At 68.0% G+C, this 20262-nt stretch carries 16 protein-coding genes and 1 pseudogene; 14 read left to right on the top strand and 3 right to left on the bottom strand.

From position 1 onward, the window contains the following. Positions 1-463, bottom strand: a pseudogene (locus ACYVLQ_RS07145) (hypothetical protein); the annotation flags it as partial. 216 nt (positions 464-679) lie between these two features. On the opposite strand from ACYVLQ_RS07145, the gene ACYVLQ_RS07140 reads away from it, so the two are divergent. From ACYVLQ_RS07140 to ACYVLQ_RS07080, 13 genes are all read left to right on the top strand, one after another. After that, positions 680-1294 carry a hypothetical protein gene (locus ACYVLQ_RS07140; protein ID WP_460696590.1) on the top strand — a complete coding sequence of 205 codons (615 nt, stop codon included), beginning with the start codon at positions 680-682 and terminating at the stop codon, positions 1292-1294. Positions 1295-1336: 42 nt separating this feature from the next. Further along, on the top strand, positions 1337-3115 hold the full coding sequence (locus ACYVLQ_RS07135) for a hypothetical protein (protein WP_460696589.1): 1779 nt from the start codon (positions 1337-1339) through the stop codon (positions 3113-3115). Positions 3116-3141: 26 nt separating this feature from the next. Then, positions 3142-4614, top strand: coding sequence for a PPE domain-containing protein (locus ACYVLQ_RS07130; protein WP_460696588.1), 1473 nt, complete (start codon positions 3142-3144; stop codon positions 4612-4614). After that, entirely contained in the window at positions 4611-4961 is a 351-nt protein-coding gene (locus ACYVLQ_RS07125; RefSeq protein ID WP_460696587.1) for a YbaB/EbfC family nucleoid-associated protein, read from the top strand. Before ACYVLQ_RS07130 ends, ACYVLQ_RS07125 begins: the two co-directional genes overlap by 4 nt. Beyond that, a complete protein-coding gene (locus tag ACYVLQ_RS07120) occupies positions 4958-5656 on the top strand; it encodes a hypothetical protein (RefSeq protein WP_460696586.1) in 699 nt (232 codons plus the stop codon). Before ACYVLQ_RS07125 ends, ACYVLQ_RS07120 begins: the two co-directional genes overlap by 4 nt. A gap of 9 nt (positions 5657-5665) precedes the next feature. Continuing rightward, positions 5666-6019, top strand: coding sequence for a hypothetical protein (locus tag ACYVLQ_RS07115; protein ID WP_460696585.1), 354 nt, complete (start codon positions 5666-5668; stop codon positions 6017-6019). Between the two features lie 28 nt (positions 6020-6047). Then, positions 6048-6368: a hypothetical protein gene (locus ACYVLQ_RS07110; protein WP_460696584.1), complete on the top strand. Its 321-nt coding sequence runs from the start codon at positions 6048-6050 to the stop codon at positions 6366-6368. Positions 6369-6374: 6 nt separating this feature from the next. After that, positions 6375-8957 (top strand): hypothetical protein, encoded by a 2583-nt coding sequence (locus ACYVLQ_RS07105; RefSeq protein ID WP_460696583.1) that lies wholly within the window; start codon positions 6375-6377, stop codon positions 8955-8957. Between the two features lie 93 nt (positions 8958-9050). Then, a complete protein-coding gene (locus ACYVLQ_RS07100) occupies positions 9051-10973 on the top strand; it encodes a type VII secretion target (protein ID WP_460696582.1) in 1923 nt (640 codons plus the stop codon). A gap of 50 nt (positions 10974-11023) precedes the next feature. Next, positions 11024-11410 (top strand): hypothetical protein, encoded by a 387-nt coding sequence (locus tag ACYVLQ_RS07095; protein ID WP_460696581.1) that lies wholly within the window; start codon positions 11024-11026, stop codon positions 11408-11410. 45 nt (positions 11411-11455) lie between these two features. After that, positions 11456-13297, top strand: coding sequence for a type VII secretion target (locus ACYVLQ_RS07090; RefSeq protein WP_460696580.1), 1842 nt, complete (start codon positions 11456-11458; stop codon positions 13295-13297). After that, positions 13297-15468: a hypothetical protein gene (locus ACYVLQ_RS07085; protein WP_460696579.1), complete on the top strand. Its 2172-nt coding sequence runs from the start codon at positions 13297-13299 to the stop codon at positions 15466-15468. The genes ACYVLQ_RS07090 and ACYVLQ_RS07085 overlap by 1 nt, the downstream gene beginning before the upstream one ends. Next, positions 15465-16499: a hypothetical protein gene (locus ACYVLQ_RS07080; protein ID WP_460696578.1), complete on the top strand. Its 1035-nt coding sequence runs from the start codon at positions 15465-15467 to the stop codon at positions 16497-16499. Before ACYVLQ_RS07085 ends, ACYVLQ_RS07080 begins: the two co-directional genes overlap by 4 nt. Here ACYVLQ_RS07080 and ACYVLQ_RS07075 read toward each other — a convergent pair. Both ACYVLQ_RS07075 and ACYVLQ_RS07070 read right to left on the bottom strand, forming a co-directional pair. Beyond that, the gene (locus ACYVLQ_RS07075) at positions 16477-17661 is read right to left on the bottom strand and encodes an FAD-binding oxidoreductase (protein WP_460696577.1); all 1185 of its coding nucleotides are present in this window, start codon (positions 17659-17661) and stop codon (positions 16477-16479) included. The genes ACYVLQ_RS07080 and ACYVLQ_RS07075 overlap by 23 nt on opposite strands. Positions 17662-17755: 94 nt before the next feature. Continuing rightward, a complete protein-coding gene (locus ACYVLQ_RS07070; RefSeq protein WP_460696576.1) occupies positions 17756-19051 on the bottom strand; it encodes a hypothetical protein in 1296 nt (431 codons plus the stop codon). 198 nt (positions 19052-19249) lie between these two features. On the opposite strand from ACYVLQ_RS07070, the gene ACYVLQ_RS07065 reads away from it, so the two are divergent. After that, entirely contained in the window at positions 19250-20203 is a 954-nt protein-coding gene (locus ACYVLQ_RS07065) for a C40 family peptidase (protein WP_460696575.1), read from the top strand. Positions 20204-20262 lie beyond the last annotated feature (59 nt).

Genomic DNA, 20262 nt, shown 5'->3' with positions numbered 1-20262 from the left:
GCAGCATGCTCGCCGCCATCGCACCCGCCTGCAACGCGGCCGGAGCCAGACTGGAGACCATGTCGGGCTCCACCAGCGGCGCAGGCTCCGGCTCCGCGGCGGGCGCCGGGGCCGGGGGTGGCGCGGCGGGTGCCGCGGGCGGAGCGGTCGCGGGCGCGGCCTGCGCCTGGCCAGGAGGCGCCACCTGGCCCACCGGCGGCGCGGGTGGCGGAGCGAGAGCCGCTGTGCCCTGGCCGGAGCCGTTCTGACCGGACTGCGGTGTTTTCGGGGCGGCAGGCGGTTCCGGCGCACCCAGTGGACCCGCCCCGGGCGCATTCGGGCCGGGGATCGCCGGGACGCCGCCCCCGGGCTTCCGCTTCGGGTCCTTGCCCGACCAGGGCGTCACCGGCTCCTGTGCGGTGCCGTCGGCCTCGGGGATGGGCTCCGGGTCCAGTCCCATCTGCCACATCGGTGGACTGGTCACAGCTACCGGTCCTCCCGCCTGCCTCGATCCTCCGCTACGGGAAACATCGTGGCTCCCACGACAACTCGTCCAGGTCTCCCGACCATAATCCTGACCGCTGTGCTGGTCACGCTGGTTCCCATTGCTGGGAATCCCCGACAATGAACTCGACGAAGCGGAGGAATGTGCGGGTATGTCATGCCCTCCGCTCCGGTGACGAGGAAGGCAGGCGGATCCATGGGTTTCTGGAGTGACCTCGGGGACGGGGCGTTGAACTTCGTCGCCGGCGGGGCGGTCGCCGGCCTCACCGCACTCATTCCCGGCGGCAAGATCGTCACCACCATCGGAGGCGGATTGATCGGTGCGGCCGTGGCCGGGATCCGGGGTGGATCGTGGTCCGAGGTGGGGGAGGCGGCGGCCATGGGTGCGCTCGCCGGGTTCGGTGGAGCGGGACTGGCTCGCGCGGTCAGCTCGAAGCTCGGCGATGGCGCCAGGAGCGCGCTGAATGCGAGGCTGAAGACGGCCGTGGGTGGTGATTTCAACAAGAGGATGGGGGGCCTCGGAGGCGACGACCCCGGCAAGATGGCCCGAATGGGCCGGTTCCTCATGTCATCGACTCGGTCCGATGCCGCAGGCGCCGGTCTGGGTACCATGCTGGTCTCCAGCGGGATCAACCCCACCGGCGGTACTACGCCGATTCCTGCGAGTATGCCGACTCGGCCCGCCGGTCAGGATGGCCAGAAAATTCCGTTCGATAAAGAGGCGGCGAAGCAGGCGGGGAAAGAAAATATGTCGCCGACTGTCGGAAGTTACAAGGACGGTTATTCGCAATGGCCGCTGGAAACCGTATGATAGAGAGTATCGGCGGGGGTTTTTGTGGCTAACCTACCGGATATGCCCGTCTTGGAGGTTCCGGACGATGCCGGCTACGGATACCCGCACGACCTGAAGCAGTTCCAGATCTCCCAGGCCACGAAGAAACTAGTCGACCACAAGCTGCTCGAGATGGTCAGTAAGGACTGGGGTCTGCTGGGCTCCGGCGAGATATCCGGCCTTCCCAAGAGCGATGAGCTGAGGCAGGTCGACCCAGCGAAGCTGAACGACCTGAGAAATTCCGAGACAGCTGCTCAATACGGGGCGATCGTTTCGAAGCTTGCCACGGCCTACCGCAATATGCAGGAGTCCGTTTTGGCGGTGGCCAAGAAGGTCAAGGAAACCGAGGAGGCCCGAAAAAAATTCCAGAGGGACCTCGAAGGCCTTATCCACGGCCTGAACGACGATGCGATTACCCTCCCGCAAGGCCTGTCCATGGACGCGCATATCCAAGGTTATGTCGCGAAGCGGCTGGAGGAGTGCGCCAAGACGACCGCGGGTGCGGACAAGGCGCAGGGGAGGAACGGCGAAGGCGTCACCGACGAAGCCAAGAAGCTGAACCAGCTCGAGACAGAACTCAAGAATGCCAATGCGTCGATAAAGACCCTGCAAGACGAGAACAAGAAGCTGAAAGATCAACTGGGATCCGGCAACCCCAATGGCGGGCAGAAGTCGTGGGATCCGCCTTCGTTGGGCCAGAATCAGAACCCCGGCGGTGGCGGCGGCAGCGCCGGCGATTCCACCTTCAAGCCGATCGACACCGGGCTGCCCGACGGCAGTAGTCCCGACAGTAAGCCCGGGCAGAACGACAGCGGCGGGCTCGGTCTCGGCAAAGATCCATCGACCGATCCCTCCAAATCCCTGGACGACGCGATCAACCAGATCAAGGACGAGGCGAAAGCCGGTACCCCCGCGGCCCAGACGCCCTCACCGATGGACTCGGGCATGGGGGGCATGGGCGGCATGAACCCCCTCGGCGGCATGAGCCCGTTCGGTATGAGCCCGTTCGGCATGAACGGCATGAACGGCATGGGCATGAATCCGTACTCGCAGCAGGAACAGATGCGGCGCGAGATGGCCGACCGGGATCTCGACCGCCGCCGTCAGGAGATGGAGCAGCAGCGCCGGGCGCAGCAGCCGGCGGCCGTACAGGCATCCACGACACCGCAGCCCGCGCAGGCCGCTCCGGCCGCGCACGCCGCCCAGAACGGCGCGCCGCCCAACAACGCAGCCGCACCGCCCCCGGGTGGTCCGCCGCCGCGTGTTCCCGGGGCCGACGGCCTGGTGGACTACTCCTTCCCCGACGGGCGTACGCAGAAGGTCCCGCTGGTCGTCGCGCAGGGCCTGGACGTGGCGTTCGCCAACACCCAGGGCACGGACGCGCAGGCCGCCTACGCCAACACCCCGGCGAAGTGGACCGATTCGAAACAGATCGGCGATCGGGTCGATCCGTCGCAGGCCAAGACGGGCGACGTCGCGATGTGGGACAAGAACCGCTCGGCGATCGTGGTCGTGTTCGGCAACGGTCAGGACGGCGGGGGCGGCGATATGGCCGCCGCCGCTGGCGCCGGCGACGCGGCGGCCGGTCTGCCGATGGAAGCGATCATCGCCGGTCAGCTGAAGCAACTCCGCTCCGAGGATATGAACACCATGTCCGACAAGACGGGCGAGTTCGGCGGATTCGCCGGGTTCCTGCATCCGCGTGGCGTCGATGCCGCCGGATCGGAGAGCTCCGGTGGCGAACCCGGTGCACCCACCGGAGATCAGACGGTGCAGGCCGCCGTGTCGGGGCCGATCTGATCAGGGCGCGGTGAGAGGAGGCAGGTGTGGCGCTACAAGTCGAACCGACGGATATCGCCAAGGTGGCATCGACGCTGGCCGAGCTGGCGAACGCCACCGGTAACGCGCGGCCGTCGGGATGGGTGCTGCCCGCGGGCTCCGATCCGATCTCGGCCCAGCACGTGCCGAAACTGAACAAGCAGGCGGCCGATCTGTTCAACGGCTTGTCCGGCTTGCTGAACGAAGTGCGCAAGACCGCGCACAAGGTCGGGGCCTCCGCCGCCGATTACACAGCCGCCGATGACGAGGGTGCGCGGAAGGTGAACGGCAGTGGCGCGGAGCTGTTGGACAACCCGGTGCCGGATGTCGGCGAGCCGGTCTTTCAGCAGCCGCCGTCGTTCCAGATGCCCGCGGCGGGAGCCTCGGTCGACCCTCTGCAATTCGCGCAGCAGCTGCGCGCCGGTCCGGGGCCCGGCCCCGCGAGCAAATTCGCTCAGGACATCCGCAGCTACCTCGGCGGTTCGCATCAGGCCGCGCTCTCCAGCGTGAACGCCGCGTCGCAGGCCATGCAGCACTGGGTGCCGGTCGGTTCCGAGGCCGCGAAGCATATGAAACGACACCACAGCATGCTGGATCAGCTGGGCACCGCCCTGGGCAAGCTGGCCGGCGGCATCGACGACTACGCCGACGCGTTCAGCACCGCCAAGGCCAAGCACCCCACCCCCGAGGAGATCATCGCCGCCCGCAAGCAGCTGGTGAAGGCGATGCGGTCCAAGGACCAGATCGGCATCCAGGAAGCGCTGGCCAAGACCCAGGAGCAGAACGCGCGATCGGCGGAGACGGTCGCGGGCTACGAGGGCACCGTCAACGGGAAGAGCGGACAGGGCGAGAGCTCGGGGGGCGGCGGCGAATCCGATCAGATCATGCAGGCCCTCGCGTCCATGCTGCCGTCGATGGTGAGCTCGCTGGCATCCTCGGGCATGTCGGGACTGGGACAGGAGGGCCTGGGAGATTCCACCGAGGCGCTCGAGGAGTACGGCGGGTACGACGACTACGGCCTCGGAGGTTACGGCGGCGGTGGGGGCGGATCGGCCGGTGGCGCTGCCCCGATCGGCGATATCACCGCCGCGATGGGCTCGGGGAGCGATGCGGTAACGGTCGGGCCGATGCCGATGGTCGGCAGCACCGGGAGCGCGAGCAGCGGTCCCGCCGGTGCGCCGCGCACCCCGGTGATCGAACCGCTGTCCTCGTCGTCGGCGGCCGCGGCCGGGCGCGGTGCGGGAATGGGATCGCCGATGATGCCGTATATGCCGATGGCGCCGGGCATGGGCGGCGCGGGTGGCGGGAACAACGAACGCAACCGCGTGGTCGCCTGGCACCCGGACCGGCTCATGTACGTCGACGACACCCCGCACACCGATCCGGTGATCGGCGAGAAACCGACGATCGCGCCGACGGTGACGCCGCCGACGCCGTCCCAGGCCAATCAGGCACCGACCCAATCCGGAGGTTCCGCATGAGTGATATGCACCCCGACGTGCAGGCGGCCCTGGACGCCGCCCGTGACCTGCGGCATCGCATCGCCGATCTGCGCGAGAAGATCGATGCGATCCGGGCGCGCAGGCCGTCGCCGAGCGGGGCGGTGATCCCCGAGATCGATGCCATGGGCAGGCTCACCGACCTCTACATCGCCCCGGGGACCGCCGACCGGCTCGAATGCGATGAACTGGTCGCCGAGATCATGGCCGCGGTCCGGGACAGCACCGCCGACGCCGCCCGCCAGTACGAGCAGTTGATGGATTCGGATCCGTGGAACGACCCGCTCGAGACCGAACCTGCCGCGGCGGCCTCGGAGTCGGCGTCGTGAGTGCCGACGACGGCGTCACGGTCGCCGACACCGTTCGGTGGCTACACAACGAGGGTCTGATCCGGCTGTCCGGTGTGGCCGGGCGGGCCGCGGACCCGGTCGTCGCGTACACCATCGATGTCGCGACCGGTACGGTGGCCGCGCATCCGGTCGCCGGCGCCGGGGGCGGGTCGGACGTCACCACTCTCGCGGCCGACGACCTGCCCTTTCCCACGGGAACCCCCGGGCGGCTGGTGATCGTCGGCGTCACGCAGGCCAACGCCGTGCTGGTGGTGGATCTGGCCAATACCCTCACCATTTCGATCAACGCCGACCGACCGGAACTCGCGGCGCGCTCGTGGGTGACGCAGTTGCTGTTGAATCCCGAGATCACACTCACCACCAACGGCACCGAGATGGCTATCGAGGCGGGGGATCGCTTCCGGCGCAGTTTCATTCCCGGCGGCACGGGGACCATCATCAACGTCGACGATCTGGTTCCGCCGATCACCACGGTCGCGCTCAACGCCGAAGCGGACGGGCCCGACCATATCGACATCGCTCCCGACGGCACCGGCGAGTTGTATCTGGGCGCCCGATTCTGGCAGCTGCGTCAGGTCATGACGATCGACGACAGCGCGTGGAACGCACTCGCCGAGCGACTCGCCGAACCTCTTTCGCCGCAGTACGAATCCGGCGCTGCCGCAACATTTTAGGAGTATCCGATGACAGAACCACAAGCAGCGGACTACCTCGAGGACGAGGAGTCTCCGGCGCCGGACTGGCGCGCCATGACCTATGAGGTGTTCACCCTCGATCACAGCCTCGGCGTCGCCTGCGACCGCGACGGCGAGATCGTGGGGCTGCACATCACCGACGAGGCCCGCGACAACGGTGACCAGTGGCTGGCCACCGAGATCGTCCGGCTTGCCCGCCTGGCGCATATGAAGTCCCGGGTCGGGCTGCGCGCGGAGATGGAGGCCAACGGCACCCGTCCCTACACCATCGACTCGTTCGATCTGCCTACCGAATCGTCTTACCGGGCAACGGAGATCGCCGAACTCGGCGGACCTCGCTGAACCCCTTCATCGCGAGACAGGAGTCGACGTGGGATTCGACAAGTTGGATATCGATGATCCGGACGACCTGAATATTACCGCGGGACACCGGCATACCGCCCACTGCTCGTTCACCGGGGGCGCCGGATCGGTGAACCGGGACCTGGTCCTGACGACCCGTCCGCAATCGACTCTCGACCATCGGCACGCCCAGGTATGCGATCTGGTCACCGGGTGGATCGATCGATGGATAGCCGAACGGGACAAGGACGCCGGGAACACCTACGTGCGCACCGTCCGCACCAACAACGGTTACCGCGATACGGATATCGCCGGAGGTGCGCGCGTGCAGCGGTCCGAGTCGGCCTGATCGCCTATGGAGCCGGAGCGCACGAGTCCGTACTGGAAGGCCATTGTCGGTGACAAGTGGCCGGAGATCTCGCCCCGGGAGTGGGGCAGACTGGAGCGGGTCGCCCGCGATGGCGCCGCCGCTCTGGATCCGTACGAGGCAGAGCGTGCCCGGCGGGCCTTCGAGGAGGGCTCACGGTCCAGTGCCGGGCTGGAACCGATCAAGGAAGAGATGCTGGCCCAGGAGGGCAGCCTGCATCGATTCGTCGATGCCCTGGTCGCCGCTGCCGATACCTTCGGCCGCATTTCCGATTCGGTATACCGCACGCGCAATCGGATCCTCGATATCGTCGATCAGGCCACCCGCAAGATCCGCCAGGTCTACAGCGAGGACTCCTCGGAGGACGATTCCGAGGAGGCGGAGAAGGCCGAGGCGGCCGCGGATCGCGAACGGGTAGCGGGGATCCTCGAGCGGGCGAGGGCGGAGGTCGCCGAGACGGTCGCCCGCGCACTCGGGGACATCAGTCCGCAGGGGCTGCCGGAGCTGGATCTGCTCGCCCGGCTGCTGGGACAGCCGGGGCCGTGGGATCCGGTGCATCCGGGGCCGGATCACCGTCCCCGCGAACACCACGACGGCCCGTATCGGCAGGGCGGTCCCTATCGGCAGCTGCCGCCGGGGCTGCTACCGCCGAATCTTCGTCTCCCGGGCGAGGGCTACGTCCCGTCCATCCCCGAATTGCGCGGCCTGGAAAGGCTTGTGGAGCGGCTGGGACACAATCTCCCCCTTGTTCATCTCCCGCCCGGCTTTGCCGACGGACTGTTCCCGGGCGGGCCGCCGGATGGCCAACTTCACCCGGGCCGGCTCGAAGCGGGGCCGCTGCCCGCGAATCCATCGGAACCCGGCGCGCCCGGGGCGCCACCACCGTCGACGTCGGTGGTCGGTTCCGCGCCGGGGGACCCGGCGGGGCAATCGATCGCGGGCGGAGCGCCGCAGCCGGGCGAATCGGTGGCGGCTGGGGCGGCCCCGGGGTCGACGGAGGCCGGATCGGCACCCTCGAAACCGGCGGTCGCCGGGTCGGTGGACAACGCCTCGACGCATTCGGAATCGCCTGAGGATTCCGGTGATTCGCTCGATGAACAGGCAGACTTCGGTGCGGCGGCCCGATCGGGCCGCGACGCGGGTTCCTCGGAATCCGAGGCCGACGAACCGGGCGTGGGTGCCCCCTTCAGCGCGCTGGCCGCGGCACAGGCGATCGCCGCACAACAACCGACCGTGCTGCCCCAGCCCGTGATGTCGGCGGGGCCCGCCGCCGCTACTCCACCGCCGTCGCCGGGGCAGGTGAGCGCCACGACGCCACCGGCCGCCGACTCGCGGTTCCCGGTATCGGCGCCGAAGGTTTCGGCGGCGCCGGGGCCGCTCGGCCCGGGTCCTGCGGCCGGTGTCACGGCGCCCGCGGGCGCGGTCCCACCGGTCAAGGGCCCGCCGCCGATCCGGCAGGACCAGCAGCCCGGCTCGGCCGGTAGTGAAAAACCAACGGAGCCAGGCGATTCCGAGGACAAGCACGGCAGCGACGGGCTGGTGCGGGATGCGGTGGGCGCCGCGATGATCTCGGCCGCCGCACCGAGTTTCATGATCGGTGAGCGCGTGGACGGGGATCTGGTGCTCGCTCGGACGCTGCTGAGCAGCCTGCTGGCGGCCGCCCCGGTCGTCGGGCCCGCGTGGGCGGTGGCGGTGATGCGGAGTTCCGACGGCGTCAGCGCCTTCGTGACCTCGAACGAGGGTCGCGGGTGGCTGCCGTCGGGGCTGTTCCTGCCACGGGAACTGTCGACCCCGTGGGTGTGGTCGGTCTCGGAGGGCGCGGGCTGGGAGGGCGTCGCCGACCCCGCGCGGGTGCTGGCGGAGTTCGCGCTGGCGTGGGGTGGCAAATCGGGGGTCCGATTGTCCGCACTGGTCTCCTCTCAGCCGATCGACGAGGGCCTCGGGCGCCAGTTGGCGAACGTATCGACCCTGGGGTCGGTGGGGGCCGATCCGACGATGCAATTCTCCGCTCCGGCAACGGGTTTGGTGGACCGACTGGAACTGGTCGGTGCACCGCAGCTGCTGGATCGGGTCCGCGGCGTTCCCGTCGGGCAGATCCGCGGCCGGTGCGCGGACCTCGCGGCGAGTGCGCATTTGCGGCTGGCGCGACTGGGTTCGAGTGTGACGGCGTCGATGGGCAGCGCCGCCCTCCGGGAACAGATACTTCAGGCATTCCGGCAGGGGCGTGACGTCCCCGCGCAGTGGTGGGAAGAACTGCGCGATTGTGACGACCTGCTGGCGGCGTCGATGCTGTCGCTGAGGACGGATGTCTCGCGAATTCCCCTCGGAGAACTGCGTTCGGAGAATCCCGCCGCCGCGGACCTGTCGGCCCTGCGGGCGATGACATTCGAACGGCGCTGCAACGAACTGGTGTCGATACTGGCGGGAGAGCCGACCCGGCAACTGCTTCGCGATGCCGTCTACGCGCACGGGCAGTTGGTGGATCACCCGTCGTTCGGCCAGGCGGCCCCCGCGCCGCCGCCGGAGGGACCGTCGCGCCGCTCGACCGTCACCGCGCCTCCGACGCGTTGAGCGGACGGGTAATCCCAGTTGACCCGCATTCTCACTGTTGGGAAGGGCTGACAATAGTCCCGACGTTGATGGTGGGAAAGGATCGGCCCGCGCATGCCAGACAGCATGGATATCGACCCAGACGTCCTGCGTGAATTGGCGGAACAGCACTATCGGGTCGCCGCCGACACGGAGGCTTGGGCTGAACCGCCGCAGGCCTGGCTCGACAGCTTCATCGACAGCTACGGCGCGATCGCGTCTCCGGTCAAGCGAGCGCTCGACGATTACTACAACGCGCGAAAGAACGCCGGATACGCACTCGCCGCACAGCATAGAAGGACCGGCGATTCGCTGCGCAAGGCCGCGAACGACTTCGAAGAGGCGGATGACAACGCCGCCAGGCAGGTCTCGCGCGCGGGTGAAGACGTCAACGGGCGACCGGATTCGCAGATGCCGTCGACGCAGCCTCGACCGACGATCACCCCGGGCGATTCGCCCGTCACCGGCAGGCCGCCCGGCGATGTCGGCACCCCGGACGGTCAGACTCCGGTCGGCGTCACACCGGGTGGTTCCACACCGAACGGCTCCGCACCGGGTGTCAACGGCGCGGACCCGTCCGATACGGCGGGAGCGGGAGGCCAGCCGACCGGAGTGGCCGGCGGCGCCCCGGTGGGGAGCGCCGCGGGCCCCGGCGGCGTATCGGCCGCACCCGGCGCCGGGGCGACCGCGACGGGTGCTGGCGGAGTCGTTCCGCCCGGTGTGACCGCAGGCCCGGGAGGGCCCGCTGGTCCCGTTGCCGGATCGGCCGACGACCGCGGAACGACCCAGCCGCCGACCGGCGCGACCGGTCGCACCGACCAGCCGCCGACGCCGATGCCGATACCGACACCGTTCGCGGCCGCCGTCTCCGCGGCGAAGGAGAAGGAAGCCGAGCCCGCCTACGTGGTCGGCGACGCGGTCGACGACGACCTGGTGATAGCCCGCACACTGCTGAGCGCGGTGCTCGCCGCGGTGGATTCGTCCGTCCTGGGCCTGCACTGGGCGGTGGCCGTCATGCGCGGCCCCGCGGGTACGGGCGTATTCATCACCTCGAACGAAGGCCGCGGCTGGATGCCCGCCGAGCTGTTCCTGCCGCGTGAGGTCTCCACCCCGTGGGTGTGGGACGAGTTCCTGGCGGGCGAGTCCGGAGACGCGGGATCGCCGTGGGAGGGAGTCGCGGACCCCGCGCGCGTGCTGGCGGAATTCGGCCTGGCGTGGGGCGCGAAGGCCAATGCCAGCCTGTCGGCGCTGGTGTCGTCCGGGCCGATCGACGGCGGGCTGCGCTCTCGCTTCACCAACGTCCCGATGGAGGGATTGGTCGGACCCGCCTACGACGTCGACCTGCGGGTGTTCACTCCCGACACGGCCGACCGGCTCGGCCTGGTGGGTTCCGTGGAATCGTTGGAACACGTCTCGGCCGTACCGGATTCGCAGGTGCGTGAGCGGTGTGTGGAGCTGGCGGTGGACGCGCACGCGAAGGTGCGTCGCGGCGCCGCCACCGATCCCGATGTCGAGAATTCGCGTGGGTTGCGCGATCGAATCCTGGCCGCCGTCCAGGCCGGACGCGATATCCCGGCGTCCTGGTGGGACGAATTGCGCGACGCCGACGACATGTTGGCCGCCTCGATGCTGTCGCAGCGCGTCGACGTCGGCCGCGTCGAACTCGGAGATCTGCGCGTCGACGAGGAGACCGCGGGCCTGCGCGCTGTTGTCTTCGAGCGCCGCTGCAACGAATTGGTCATGCTGCTGGGCGAGGAGTCCACCCGGCAGCAGCTGCGGGACGCGGTATACGCGCACGAACAGATCGTGAAACATCCTCGGTTCGAGGAGGCTCCGGCCGCGGTATCGGTGGCCGAGGACACGCGGGTGGCTCGCCCGGCGGCCACCCCGGGACAAGTATCGGCCCCCACCGTCACGGGCGGCCCGCCGCCCAATGCGGTGGCCGCGCCGCAGACGCCGCCGCCGAGTGCGGGTCCCGACACCATCGACCGGTCCTGACGACATGTCCGGTGCGAGCCCGTGCGTTCTGTATGGATGAGTGAGGACCAGTGAGAGAACTCCATCCCGAGGTACAGCTCGCGATCAGCGTGACGCGGGAGTTGCGGCATCGACTCGCGGAGGTGCGCGAACGCGCCGACGCCATCGTGGCGCGCCGCCCGTCTCCGAGCGGCTTGGTCATTCCCGAGGTCGATTCCTACGGGCGGTTGCGGGATCTGTATCTGGCCCCCGGTACGTGCGACCGGCTCGACAACGACGAACTGGTCGCCGACATCATGGCGGCCATCGTCGAGAGCACGCAGGACGCACGCAGGCAGTACGACATCACCATGAACGACCCCGGCATTCTGCCGCGGCCGATCTCGGAAATCGTGGACGAGTGGCGTGCCGGGAACGATCCGAATCCGGTTCCCAACTTCGGGGAGGCGAGAGAATGATCTCGAGATGCCGGGCGTGACGATGGGCAGAGTATGCCGAACTACATGAGCATCGAGCCGGATCAGCTGCGCGAAATGGCCGGGCAGCATGAACGGCGCGCAGCGGACATCCGGAAGTGGGGCGAAATCCCGCACGGGTGGCTCGACGATTTGGAGGCCAGCAGCGGGCCCTTCGGCGGGCCGATGGTGGTGGCCGCGCGGGAATACTACGACCGGCGGCACCGGAAGGCCGAACGTCTGGCCCGCGATCATGAACAGACTCGGGACAAGCTGCTCGAATCGGCAGAGGCACTCGAAGCGAACGACGACTCCGGCGGGAGCCGGGTCTCCAACTCGGGTAGTCCTGAGAAGTTCGCCCCCGGGGGGTCGGGACCACACGGTGGCATCGATCCCACGGCGCCGCCGGGTGCCACCCGTGAGACGCCGCCGCCCGTGGACGGCACGCAGCCGGGGCGGCAGCAGATCGGCACACCCGGGGAGCCCGATGCGCCGGGCGTGACCGGTCGGCCGGACCTGACATCACCGGTCTCCGCGACCTCGTCGCCACCTGCCGGAACATTCGACCAAGGTGTCGCGGCGGACGGATCCGCGCCCCCCGTGACCTCGGCCCCGATGACCGACGCATCGGGATCCGGCACCGTCGATGGTTCCGCCGCCCCAGCTCCCGTGTCCGTCGCGGACAATTCCGCCGGGCCGGTAGGCGATTCCGCGGGCGCTACCCCCATCGTCGGTGCGCCGCTGTCCGGCGCGCTACCACCGACCGCGATGGCCGGCGGCGGGGGGACCGGCCCCACGCCACCCCGGCCGCTATCGGCCGGTCCATTCTTCTCGGCGACAGCCACGGCCGGAAATCGCACGTCGCTACCCCCTCTGGTGGTGGGCGACGGGGCCGATCACGATTTGGAACTCGCGCGCACGCTACTCGCCGCGATTCTTGCCGCAGTAGGGAACTCGCACCCGGGCCTGGGCTGGGGAGTCGGAGTTCTGCGCGGCGCGGAGGGGCCGTTGGTACTGGTGACCTCGACCGAGGGCCGCGGCTGGCTCCCCCCGGGATTGTTCCTGCCGTCCGAGGTCTTCGTCCCCTGGCGGTGGGATGCTCCGCTCGGCGCCCAGGGCCGAGAGCTGGTGGCGGATTTCGAGGGCAATCCGGACCCGGCCCGCATTCTGACGGCATTCGGATTGGTGGCAGGGCGGCTGGGGATCGGCCGTCCCAGCGCCTTGGCATCGTCGTCGGCTGTCTCCGACACCGTGCGTGTCGCCCTCGGTGACGACGTCGCGACCGAGGGGAACGTGCGCGCGGCCGAGTGCACGGTCGATCTCTCCGCACCTGGCATCGGTCTATCGGACCGGCTCGAGATGGGCGGCTCGGAGGATTCGCTGCGGCGTGCGGCGGAGGTGCCCGAATCGGAACTCCGCGCGGTCTGTCTCGAGCTGGCGCGCTCGGCGGATACGCAGGTCCGCCGCGCCGTCACCGCGGTCGGATCGGGCACCACGGCACAGCGTGCCCGGCGGCAGCGGATCATCGACGCATTGCACGCCGACCTCCCCGTTCCGGCGCCATGGTGGGAGGAGATCGCCGCCGGTGGCCGCGGAGCAGGGCCGGAATCTTTGCGCGACAGGGCATTCGAGCGCCGTGCGGATGAAATTCTGCAGTTGCTCGCCGCGGGCGAGCCCGACCGGCGCCGGCTGCGCGATGTGCTCTATGCCTACGGCCAGATCGCGGAGCATCCGCAGTTGCCGGACGCGGCGCGTGCCGTCTCGGTCCCGGCGTCGCCCAGTGGTGGCGCCATCAGTGCCGGTCCTATCGGTGGAGCGCCTCCGCTCGTCGCCGAGTTGTCGAAGGCTACGGCGGGAGCCGACGGCTCCGTTGAGCAGAGGAGAGTCTGATGGTTGAGGTCGATAAGGACAAGGTCGATAAGACTGTCAATGAGATTCACGAAATTCATCACCGAACCTGGGACAACGACTTCTTCAGTTCCGATCAAGCCAAACAGGCGATGGACAAGCTCGAGAAGCTGAATTCTGCGGAATTGACAGAGGTCCTGGGCAAGCTGAAGTCGGACACGAGACAAGATATGGTCCGTGACGATTTCACCACTGATATGAATGACTGGGATCTCCGGACCGACATGAAGTATCAGAAACTCGCTAACGCGGTGTGGTCCGGAGACCCTAATAGCGAGTATATCAAGGAGAAGCAGGCCGCGGAAGGAAAGGACGCTGAAATCAAGTTCGCGACGATTCCGCGAGGCTTTGATTCGGCGGACGAAGGCGACCATCTTTACCGTATCGAGCTGTGGCCACCGGTGGGAACCAAGAAGGACAGTTTGCTCGATAAAGCGGTCAAGGACACGCGGTATGCGATGCAGATGTCTATCGATACCCTGGGGACGGGCAAACCGCTGAAGGAGACCGATTTCTCCGGACTTCTGGACAGCACTCTGATCGACAATGCGGAGGGCGTGTCGCAGCTACGTGAAAACCATTCGGGCCTCACGGATCATTTGAAGCAACTCCAGGACGAGCGTGCGAAATGGAAGGGGGAGGTCGATAAGAACATCTTCGAATCCAACGATAAAGGGAAGGAGCTCTTCGGCACGCTGACCGGTGTGTACAAGGAGCTGAAACAATTCCTCGAATGGAACTTCCCGAAGGGTGACGGAAAGAACGAGGATATCGGTACCCTCACCAAGAGTAATGATGGAAACGATCTTATATACAAGCCTGGGAAGAAAGATGTCGAGGGCCTCGATTACCTTCCCGATAAGAGCTTCCCTATGGGCGCTGAGCACCCCCTGTTCAAAAAGAACAAGGATACCGGCGAATTCGAGCTGACTCCCGCGGCGGAACAGAAGTACCTCAAGGCGATCGATATCGCCGCCGGAGAGTGGGACAAGGCGTACGCGGCAGCGGCCGAATACGTCCGGAAAAAGTCCGGTACCGTGGATGCCTCGGATCCGGACGGTAGCGACGGCAAGAGTAAACCGCCCGCCAAGGAGAAGGAGACGCCGACCGAAAATCAGCAACCGCCCACTGGAAATCAGCAGCCGCCTACTGGAAATCAGCAGCCGCCGACCGGGAATGGCCAGCAGCCGCCGACCGGGAACGGTCAGCAGGCGCCGACCGGGAACGGTCAGCAGACACCCAACGACACCGGCACCGGTGACGACGCCGAGACGAAAGAGATTCTCGCGCAACTCGGTTCGAACACCGAGGACGGTGCAGTCGAGCAAGTCGGCGATTCTACGGGGACCGGCACGGGGAACGAGACCTCCGGTAGCGGCAAAGATTCCGACGGTACGACAGGTACGGGAACCGACAGCATCCAGCAGGCGATCGACGACATCAAGGAATCGGCTACCGGGAACAACGAGGGTGTTCAGCAGGCCGCGAACAACCCGGCCGCCAACCCGTTGGGCGCGCTCGGACCGGCCCTCGGCTCGTCTCTCGGTGCTCTGGGTCCGCTGGGCAATCAGTTCGGGCAGATGATGGGCGGCGGCCAGATGAAACCGGAGAGCGGCGGCGCGGACAGTGCCCTTTATCAACCGCAGTCCGGTACGGCGGGATCGCCTTCGCCAGGCGCGGCAACCGCGCAGGCTTCCGTGGAAGCGCCACCCGGCGGCACGGCGGCCCCGGCGGGTACGACGCCACCGCCCAACCCCAATCCGAACGCGCCCGTCGACCTGAAGATGCAGGGTGTCGAACCGCATCAGGTTTCGTCCGGGGTCGCCGAGGCGCTGCAGAAAGCTATGCAAATCCCGAACGGGAGCGACGCGAACGCAGCGTATTCCGGAATTGCCCCGCCCGATTCGCCGGAGCATCCCTGGCCGAAGGCGACGGATGGGCCGAAGACCGGTGATGTCGTGAAATGGGGAGATCAGAGCGCATTGGTCGTCGTCGACGGTTCCGGGCCGCGCATGATCGTGGGCCAGCGGCTGGTTCCCGTCGTGCAAGGCGAAGGATTCGAAGGCTTCTTCCGTCCTCCGAGTAGCGGCGCCGCTCAGTCGGTCCCACAGGCCGTCGGGTCCGCCGCACCGAGCGGCACCCAGCAAGTGTGACCGAGAAGATGGTCGCGGCCGCCGGAGACTATTTGGTCGCGGCGGCCGATCGGTTGCACCTGGCATGCGATCCGGCGCTCGTCCGCACCGCGGTGGAGCGTGCTTGCGGAGGGCAACTGGTTTCCCATGGGCCGAGCGGCGGCCGTGCCAGCGGACTGACCCTGTCCGGTATGCCGTTCGAGGTGAGCGTGGCCGGTGGGCGTGGGGAATATGTGCCCGGTATTCGCTACCTCACCGAGGCCGCGACCCAAGCGACGGGGTTCGACTCGCGCGTCGACGCTCAGCTCGCCGCGATCCGGGATCTCATCGGCTTGCTGCCGAATGGCGACGAGACCGTTGTCGATCGGTTCCGGTCGTTTGTCGCGACACTGTACCCAGACCCCGCGGAAGTCCCTGCGCGAGTGCGCTTTGCGACATGGATCGGGGTCGTCCATGATGCGGCGGTACCGCATCATGTCGCCCGCCTCAAGTTGTACGGCAGTGCGTCGATCGTGCCGGGTGGGATCGAAAGGCTCCGCGAAGGTTGGCCGGGCTTCGCAGGGTTGATGCCGGTATCGGAGCACGACGAGCTTTTCAAATACGCCGTCGTCGCGCTCGAGGTGGACGTGCGCGGGGAAGTCAATCACAAGGTCTACCTGACCTCGCGAAACCGCGACCCTGCCGTGCCGATGAAGCTGGTCCGCCATTTCGGCGACCCGGCGTGGGAAGCGCTCTCCGAGCTGACCCGATGTGGCGTCGATCCGGCCCGCCTGCATGACCACGACTTCTTCGTCTGTTTTTCGCGTGCCGCAGGAGTCCAGTCCTTCGCGCTCTCGGTGGCGACGCGACGATTCGACGATGTGACCGGAGTGGTGAACGAACTCGCCGCAAAGCATCACGGCACCACCCACGCGATCGACGTGCTCGCGCAGACAGCGAGATCACACGGGGCGGATTGGCGTTGGTCGGCGTTCGGACTGGGTGTCTCCGCCGAGAACGGCGTCGACAAACTGAATGTGTACGGCACCCCTACCTGGCCCGGTGCGCAGTAGCAGCCCGTACGAGGGGGAGCTGAGCGTTGATGTGCTCCGCACGGTGTACCGAGCGTAGCCGTGCCAGTTCGTCCAGATCCCGCCCGTAAAATCGTTGGGCCAGATCCTCTTCGAAATCGGTGACCCCGTAAAGGTAAGGACGCCCGCCCGATTCACAACAGAGCCGCAGGAGTTCGCCGAACACGCCGCGAACGGCGGCCGCGGTGGCCGGGTCGCCGTCGATCGAGGCATAGATACCGACTCCGATCGAGACAGGGGCATCGCCGATCGGCGCGAAGGCGAACGACGGACGGCCGGGCGGCCGACGCACGATCAGCAGGTACACCATCGTCGGGATGTGCCGCAACGGCGATCGCCGACGCTCTGCCTCGATGGCCGCCAGCATCGGCGCGAGCCGACCGGCCGGGACGACGTAGTCGGTCCACAGGCGTGCGCGGTCGAAACTCTCGGACGCGTGGTCGGTGTCGGGGTGTCCGTCGAAGGGCAGATCGGAGACGACCGCACTGTCCTCGCCGTCACAGCGTTGCCGATCGCCCCCGCGCCGCCCACTGACGGAGAAGATTCGGCCGCGGCGCAGCATCGCCCAGTAGACCTCGACGTCGTCGCGGCGTGCGACCGCCTCGGTGTGCTCGGCGAGTTCGGCCAGATCGACGTGAAACGTTCTGTGCAGGTGGGTATCCCGGCGATAGGGGACCGTGCGCAGCACGGCGCGTTCGATCAGCCCGACCGTGCCGAGCCCACCGAGCGCGAATCGGAACAGCTCCGGGTGCTCGGTTCGTGAGCACCAGCGGCTGGCGCCCGTTCCGTCGATCAGCTGGATTCGTTCCACGTGATCGACCTGCATCCCGTGCCGTATCGAGTCGATCCCGATGCCGCCGACAGACAGCGTGCCGCCGATCGACATGTGCAGGTAATTGGGCAGTACCGGGAACGAGCGGCCGCGGCTGTTCAGGTACCGTTCCAGGCCGTACCAGCTCATGCCGGCGGGCGTCTCGACCAGATCCGCGTCGAGCTCCCGCACCTGTGCCGCTACGGATTTCGGTGCGTAGGTGACCAGCAATTCGCCGTCGGTGACGGTCTGCCCATCGCACGAATGCCCCGCGCCGCGCAGTGTCAACGGTCGGCCGGAGCCGAGCAGCGCGGCGGGAAACGCGGACGGCATCCGGTGCACGGCTTGTGGTGTCGCACACCGTAAACCGCCGAAGTCGGTATGGAACTCGGCTATGCGAGCCGCACACGTGGTCGCGGCGCCCCGCTCACACATCGACCGCGATGTCCTCCGGCTGTGGCTGCGGCTGTTCCGGATCGTCGGATTCCGGTGCGTCCGAATCGGTTTCCTGGTGCGTCACCGCGGGACGTGCCGTGGTGTTGCGCATCCGGCTCGCCGCCGCGGTGACGGCGGGACCATTCGGTGCCGGGCTCGCCGGTGGCGGGGTGTTCGCGGCCGGGACGGCGGAGGCGGCGGGCGGAGCAGCGGTCGCGGGGGCCGCCGGAGCCGGTGCGCCGGGAGCACCAGCGGGAACCACTCCCGCGGCGTTGGGGTCGGCCGGGGGAGCACCGGTGGCGAGAGCCTGCTCCGCCTTCTGCTGTTCGGCCTTCTCCCGCTCCCTCTCCTGCCGTTCCTGATGCTGCTGCAGCAGTTGCATGCCGAGCGGCGCCAGCGACATGATGCCCATCGGCACCATCATCGCGAGCATGGGCAGGAGCTGGCCGATTCCGCCCCCGCCGCCGCCCGCGCCCGGGGCGGCGCCCCCGCCACCGGCCGCGCCGCCGCCCTGGCTGCCCCCCTGCTCGCTGCCGCCCTTGTCGTCGTTGCCGCCCGCCCATTTCTGGTTGCTCTCGTAGACCGCCTCGACCTTCTTGTACACCGATTCCACGGCGACGGCGATCTGCGCCATCAGCTTGGTTTCCTGCGCGGGCTTCAACTTGCCCGTACCGGCGGCCTTCAGCTTGGATTGCAACTCGGCGACGATCTGCCTGATGGCGCGCAGGGTCTCGTCCTTTTCGGACGCCACCTGGACCGCGGTCTGCGCCACCTGGCTGTCGAAACTCAGCAGGGAGGTTTGCTTCGCCTCCACCGCGGCGAGGGCTTCTTTGTAGTCCTCAGTGGCTTGGCCCTTGCCGAGAGCCTCGATCACCACGGGTTTCAACAGGTCGTCGACCGGCGGTGGCGGTACCGGCACCCCTCGGCCCAGCAGGTTCACGGCCGCTTGTATCGCCGTATCCGCCATCTTCACGAACGACTGCAACGCGGCCGATGCGCCGGGCGGCGGTTCCAGCGGCACTTCCCAATAGTGTCCGGGTTTCGTGGGAGCAGGCTCGCCGGGCGCGATCTTCTGCCTGCGCTTGATCGCCCCTTCACTACCGGATTCCGCGCTGAACGACAGGGGACCGGCCGCCTGCTCGCCTGGACCGATCGGATGCTGGAAGCCGGGATCCTCGACGGAATCAATCTCGCCACTCTGCACGCCGAGCCCCGGACTGCCGGTCCCGCTGAAAAACGGCAGCACCGCAAGATTGGCGGGATTACTCCCTGCTGCGTCCTCGGCCATTCTCCGGCACCGCCTCCCTCGAGTTCTTCCCCATTGTCGAGCCTTCCCGGGATTGGGAAGCGGAAGCGTTTCGCCCTGCGGAGTTGTTGCCGCATAGTCGTCTTCACTCCCGAATCCCAGGAACTCGGGATAGGCGCGCCGGCGTGCGAATGTCCGGGCCGATCGAGAGGCAGTCGATGAACAGCGATGGCGGGCCCCATGTCACCGCAACTGGCTGCTGACCTCGACGGGGTCCTGAACTCGTTGCTCGGGTTGTACGGCAACGGGCAACCGGTCCCCGGCACCGCGGCGACGGTGGCGTCGTCGATCTCGGCCGATATCAGCAAGCATGTCGGCGCGAAGACCGATGCCTACTCCGGCGCCCGCGGCATGCAGGTTGCCGCGGCGGAGGCGCATGCGAGCCGGGATTCCGTTGTGCACCAGGCTGTTTCGGCCTCGGGTGATGGAACGATGAACGGCCGGGGCCACGTCTCCAATCAGATCGCCGATCTGCAGACCAGGATGCAGGCGATCGCCACGGTCGGCGACACCCGCTTCAGCGGTCCCGCGTTGCTCGATTCCGCGCAGAGCACCCTCACGAATGTCACCAAGCAGGTGAATTCCGATGTCGCGGCGGCACATCAGCAGGCGGCGCGGATCATGCCGCCGAGAACACCGCAGCGCACGCGCGGCCGGGTCACGCCGGTGTCGCGCCGCAAACGCAGGGCGCGCTCGGGGTCGGTTCGCTCGCGCAGCGGTCGGCCGCCGCGTCGCCCGGTGCCGTCGGACGGGACCGCCGGTGGCAAGGCCGTCAGCGCGGCCAGCGCCCACCTCGGCGCGCCCTACATCTGGGGCGGGGGCGGTGCCGGGGGCCCTACCGGCGGCGGCTTCGACTGCTCCGGGCTGACCCAGTACGCGGTGGCCCAGGCGACCGACGGGCAGGTGGTGCTGCCCCGCACCACCTATGACCAGATCTACAGCGGTGAGCGGGTACACCCGAGCGATGTGCGGCCCGGCGATCTGGTATTCCCCGCCAGTTCGTTCAGTTCCCGCGGGCCGGAACACGTCCAACTCGCGGCGGGCAACGGCATGGTGATCGAGGCGCCCTACTCCGGCTCGCACGTGAAATGGTCCCGCATGCCCCCCGACGCCGTGGTGGTGCGTGTGATGTGAGCGCCGAGTGCGCTGGAATCCGATGTGCCCGAGGGGTATGCCCGCGTCGGAAGATCTGA

The organism is Nocardia thraciensis (genome assembly GCF_054782435.1).
The sequence above is the reverse complement of the archived record's forward strand: the minus strand, read 5'-3'. Positions and strand labels throughout refer to the sequence as shown.

What these genes read in the sequence shown, in the direction of transcription:
- ACYVLQ_RS07140 (WP_460696590.1), top strand. Translation starts at nt 680, where the DNA reads ATGGGTTTCTGGAGTGACCTCGGGGACGGGGCGTTGAACTTCGTCGCC.
- ACYVLQ_RS07125 (WP_460696587.1), top strand. Translation starts at nt 4,611, where the DNA reads ATGAGTGATATGCACCCCGACGTGCAGGCGGCCCTGGACGCCGCCCGT.
- ACYVLQ_RS07075 (WP_460696577.1), bottom strand. Translation starts at nt 17,661, where the DNA reads ATGCCGTCCGCGTTTCCCGCCGCGCTGCTCGGCTCCGGCCGACCGTTG.
- ACYVLQ_RS07090 (WP_460696580.1), top strand. Translation starts at nt 11,456, where the DNA reads ATGAGCATCGAGCCGGATCAGCTGCGCGAAATGGCCGGGCAGCATGAA.
- ACYVLQ_RS07100 (WP_460696582.1), top strand. Translation starts at nt 9,051, where the DNA reads ATGCCAGACAGCATGGATATCGACCCAGACGTCCTGCGTGAATTGGCG.
- ACYVLQ_RS07105 (WP_460696583.1), top strand. Translation starts at nt 6,375, where the DNA reads ATGGAGCCGGAGCGCACGAGTCCGTACTGGAAGGCCATTGTCGGTGAC.
- ACYVLQ_RS07085 (WP_460696579.1), top strand. Translation starts at nt 13,297, where the DNA reads ATGGTTGAGGTCGATAAGGACAAGGTCGATAAGACTGTCAATGAGATT.
- ACYVLQ_RS07115 (WP_460696585.1), top strand. Translation starts at nt 5,666, where the DNA reads ATGACAGAACCACAAGCAGCGGACTACCTCGAGGACGAGGAGTCTCCG.
- ACYVLQ_RS07065 (WP_460696575.1), top strand. Translation starts at nt 19,250, where the DNA reads ATGTCACCGCAACTGGCTGCTGACCTCGACGGGGTCCTGAACTCGTTG.
- ACYVLQ_RS07135 (WP_460696589.1), top strand. Translation starts at nt 1,337, where the DNA reads ATGCCCGTCTTGGAGGTTCCGGACGATGCCGGCTACGGATACCCGCAC.
- ACYVLQ_RS07070 (WP_460696576.1), bottom strand. Translation starts at nt 19,051, where the DNA reads ATGGCCGAGGACGCAGCAGGGAGTAATCCCGCCAATCTTGCGGTGCTG.